The 3,665-nt window shown below is 70.1% G+C and carries 4 protein-coding genes; all 4 read left to right on the top strand.

Features of this window, described 5'->3' with window-relative positions; translation table 11 throughout:
• On the top strand, window positions 1–680 hold a 680-nt coding region (locus AC36XV_RS07220; RefSeq protein ID WP_492203005.1), incomplete at its 5' end, for an NHL repeat-containing protein.
• Between the two features lie 16 nt (window positions 681–696).
• Window positions 697–1,125, top strand: coding sequence for a hypothetical protein (locus tag AC36XV_RS07215; RefSeq protein WP_492203004.1), 429 nt, complete (start codon window positions 697–699; stop codon window positions 1,123–1,125).
• A gap of 120 nt (window positions 1,126–1,245) precedes the next feature.
• Complete coding sequence (locus tag AC36XV_RS07210; protein WP_492203003.1) at window positions 1,246–3,192, top strand: tetratricopeptide repeat protein; 1,947 nt, start codon at window positions 1,246–1,248, stop codon at window positions 3,190–3,192.
• A gap of 143 nt (window positions 3,193–3,335) precedes the next feature.
• On the top strand, window positions 3,336–3,665 hold a 330-nt coding region (locus AC36XV_RS07205), incomplete at its 3' end, for a hypothetical protein (protein WP_492203002.1).

Here is a 3,665-nt window from a genome sequence, read left to right as displayed (position 1 = left end):
TCGGGATCCTCACCCGACCGGACGGGAGTCTCTGGGTGGCGGCCGTCGACAGCCTGTTTCACATCGATGCGGTGGGCCGGCTCCTGGAGACCATCGCCACCGTCGACACCTACGACTTCGCCGTGCGCGGCCTCTATCCGGCTTCCGACGGGAACGTGTATCTGACCGGCTCCGCGGCCCTGTGGAGGCTGGTCGACGGAGGCCTTCAGAACCTGCTCGCCGATCTGCCCTACCGGTGGTCGGGCATAGCCTTCGACGCGAGCGGGAACGGGTACTGGGCCCACGAGGCGATCGAGGAGGGCGACACCGACCGGATCACCCGGGTCGATCTGGACGGAGGGTGGCTGGATGAGGCGTGGATCACGCAGGTCGAGGACCCCTGTCGCGTGGTGTTCGGACGCGATCCGGACGGCTCCACGAACTCCGTGCTCTACATCGGTCAGAGGAACGGAGAGATCGTGAGGGCCGCCGCCGGATCGCCGCTCGCCGACGGATGGCCCGTCCAGGGACTGCGACTGCAGGACATCGACGAGGGCCGGGCGGCCGACGAGGTGATGGGTGTGCCCGGCCTGCTCACCGATCCGGTGCGCACCTTCCTCGACGTGATCGGCAACCACGACGACTCGTACGACGTCGGCGACTTCCGGGCCTACCTGGTCGCCGCCGGCGTGGTGGACTGAGGGAGGGGAGGGCGTCATGCGAAAGCCACGATGGCCGATCGGCCTCGTCCTGTGTGCCGCGCTCACGGCCTCCGCTTCCTGCGGGGATGGAGACTCCGAGGGCCCGACGGGCCCGGTGGCGGGGACGCTCACCGTGACGCTCACCACGCCGTTCCCGGACGACGGGGCCGTGCTGCTGCGGGTCGACGGTCCGGGAATGACGGATGTGACCTCGGCGGCCCCGACGCTGTACAGCCGGTTCCTCGAGACGCTGCCGGGGAGCGAGACCGAGGTGACGGCCGTGTTCGTGGGGGATGTGACCTCCGGGGCGCTGCTCACCTTCCGGGTGCCGGACGCCGGCGCGGCCGAGTCGTACGAGGTCACGCTCCTCCAGGTGGCGGATCGCGAGAACGCGCTGCGGGTTTCGACGGCGGCCTACGAGCTGGAGGTCAGCGGCGGCTCCTGATCGGTCGGCGCGGCGGCCGCGGCGGATGCCCTTGAAATCAGGCCCTGCGGGTTCAGGAAGATATCTTCCCGAACCGCCTCCGCCTTGCTCCGACCCCGGCCCCGCCGCGATCTTCGGCCCATGTCCAAGGTCCCGGGGTACCAGAGGCTGTTCGCCGAGCTGAAGCGGCGAAACGTATTCCGCGTCATGGCGATGTATGGCGCGGTGTCGTTCGTCGTTCTGCAGGTGGCGGACATCGCCTTTCCGGGTCTCGGCCTCCCCGAGTGGACGATCACCCTCGTGCTCGCGCTTACCCTGGTCGGCTTTCCGATCGCGGTGGTCCTGGCGTGGGCACTCGAGATGACGCCGGAGGGGGTGAAGAAGACGGAGAAGGCGGATCCGGGCGAGATCGAGCAGATCGTGGCGGATTCGCCGTCTCGCCGGTGGCCCGCCGGGATCCTCGCCCTGCTGGGGCTGTGCGCGCTGATCGTCGGGGCCTGGTGGGTCGGGCGGAGCACCGCACCCGGAGCGGCAGCGTCGAACGTCTCGACGCGGAGTCCCGTCGCTCCCGCGGCCTCCGGAACGGCGGGCGGCGGCCCCGCTGCCGAGTCGGAGGTGCTTCAGCTCGCCTATGCCGATCTGTCGGACGACGCGCGTCCCTCGATCGCCGTGCTGCCGTTCGCGGACATGAGTCCCGGAGGCGACCAGGAGTACTTCGCCGATGGCATGACCGAGGAGCTGCTGAACGCGCTGGTCAAGATCCGCGACCTGCGGGTGGCTGGCCGCACCTCCTCGTTCGCCTACAAGGGCCAGGAGAAGGACCTGCGGCAGATCGGCCGCGAGCTCGGGGTCCGGTACGTGGTGGAGGGAAGTGTCCGCAAGCAGGGGAACGAGCTTCGCATCACCGCACAGCTCGTGGATGCCGCGGACAACTTCCACCTGTGGTCCGACGCCTACGACCGGACCCTGGACGACGTGTTCGCCATCCAGGAGGAGATCGCAGAGGCGATCTCCTCGGAGCTGCAGGTGTCGCTCGGCCTGGACGGCAGCGATGACCTGGTGACCGCGATCGGCGATCTCGAGGCGTACGAGATGTACCTGACGGCCCGGGCCCGCATGCGCGAGAGGGGCGCGTCGGTGTTCGAGGCGGTGCGCCTGTTCGAGGAGGTCGTTCGCAGGGACTCGACCTTCGCCCCGGGCTGGGCGGGCCTCGCTCAGGCCCACTCGGTGGTGCCGTTCCACGCGCCGGGCCAGATCGGCGAGGACAGCAGCCCCGACGTGTGGGCCCCGGCCCTGGACGCCGCCGAGGCGGCCGCGCTCCGGGCGCTGCAGCTCGACCCGCGCCTCGCCGCCGCGGAGGTGGCGCTCGGAAACGTGTACCGTGACCGGTGGGACTGGGAGCAGGCGGAGACCCATTACCTGAGGGCGCTCGAGATCGACCCCGACGACACGGAGGCGCACCAGCAGTACGCCGAGCTGCTGGCGGCGATGGGTCGCGAGGACGAAGCGCTCCGCAGCGCCCGGCGAGCCGTGGCGCTCGACCCGACGGCCGCGATCCGCATCAACGTGCTCGGCTACATCCTGCTCGCCAACGACCGACCCGGGGAGGCGATCGCCCAGGGAGAGCTGGCGGTCGTGCACGGGCCGGGGCTCCGCCAGTCCTTCTCGAACCTGAGCCGGGCCCACCTCTACCTGGGCGACATCGACGAAGCGGAACGGATGGAGCGGGAGGAGTACATCCCCCGCCTCGGGCTCGATCCGGACACGCAACGGATGTGGGACGGGGCCGCGGCCGCGCGTTTCGAGGCGTTTCGAACCGGGGACGTCGAATCGTACGAGCGCTGCTGCCGAGGTCGGGGCCCGGCCTCCGACTACCTCATCCTCGGGGACACGGCGCGGGCGATCGAGGTGCTCGAAGAGCAGTACGAGGACCGGCCGCGGTTCAACTCCATCGCTCTGCTGCCCCTGTGGCGTCCCGACCTCGACCCGATCCGCGACGATCCGGAGTTCCAGCGGGTGCTCGCGGAGATCCTCTCGTACGCGGACCTCACCGGGGCCGAGCTCCGCCGCGCGCCGCCGGGGGAATAGGACCGACCGGACTCGGCTGCCGGCCCGTCGTCACACTCGCCACGCTTGATCCTGACTTGACCCCGCTCGGACAGGGTGACGCATAGCTCACGGGCCGCGCCGGTGGCCGGCCCTCGCGTCCACCTCCCAACCCGGGGGCAGCCATGAAGAGATTCGCACTCCTGCTCGCAGCGTCCATCCTTGGAGCCGCCTGCGACGTTCCGACGGAGCCCGACGGCGGGTGGATTCCCATCTCCGGAGACCTGGAGACGGAGGCCTCGTTCGAGGCCTCCAGCGGAGGCTACCTGGCGTTCCAGGTCAACGATCCGATCGACGACGGAACCGGTGCGATCGACGTGCGGAAGATGCGCCTCGTGTTCGATCGCGAGACGGGGGAGTACCGCATCACGCTGACCGCGGCCCATGCCGCGCCGTTCGTCGGGGCCTTCCGGATCAACGTCAACCTGTTCAACGCGAGCCTCGGGACCACCGGG

It is taken from the genome of Candidatus Benthicola sp., assembly GCF_058719085.1.
The sequence above is the reverse complement of the archived record's forward strand: the minus strand, read 5'-3'. Positions and strand labels throughout refer to the sequence as shown.

Excerpts from the sequence above, each read along its gene's own strand:
- AC36XV_RS07215 (WP_492203004.1), top strand. The coding sequence starts at position 697 with ATGCGAAAGCCACGATGGCCGATCGGCCTCGTCCTGTGTGCCGCGCTC.
- AC36XV_RS07210 (WP_492203003.1), top strand. The coding sequence starts at position 1,246 with ATGTCCAAGGTCCCGGGGTACCAGAGGCTGTTCGCCGAGCTGAAGCGG.